Raw genomic sequence first — 454 nt, 5'->3', positions numbered from 1 at the left:
GCGGCCGCGGCTGTTGTCCGACAACGGCCCCTCCTACGTCTCTTCCGACCTGGCCGCGTGGCTATCCGACAAGGGCATGGAACATACGCGCGGGGCGCCCTGCCATCCTCAGACCCAAGGCAAGATCGAGCGATGGCACCAGACGTTGAAGAACCGCATCCTGCTCGAAAACTACTTCCTGCCGGGTGATCTCGAGCAGCAGGTCGCGGCGTTCGTCGATCACTACAACCACCGCCGCTACCACGAGAGCCTCGACAATCTCACCCCTGCCGACGTCTACTTCGGGCGCGGCGATATCATCACGCTGGAAAGGGAAAGGATCAAACGCGAAACCATCAAACAGCGTCGCTTGCTTCATCGAGATGCAGCGGCCTAATGTGACAAACCTGATGGACCAGAGCCTCCGTTAGCTCACGCCGCCGGTTGTCCCAAAAACCCTGACGACGGACAACGT

General features: G+C 60.4%; 1 protein-coding gene. It reads left to right on the top strand.

Features of this window, described 5'->3' with window-relative positions:
* Nucleotides 1-376: integrase core domain-containing protein (locus A3840_RS01730; protein ID WP_131798214.1), on the top strand; the 376-nt coding region annotated here is incomplete at its 5' end.
* Nucleotides 377-454: the final 78 nt, after the last annotated feature.

Source organism: Devosia elaeis (assembly GCF_001650025.1).
Lineage (GTDB): Bacteria > Pseudomonadota > Alphaproteobacteria > Rhizobiales > Devosiaceae > Devosia > Devosia elaeis.
This window is presented reverse-complemented; position numbering and strand designations above follow the sequence as displayed.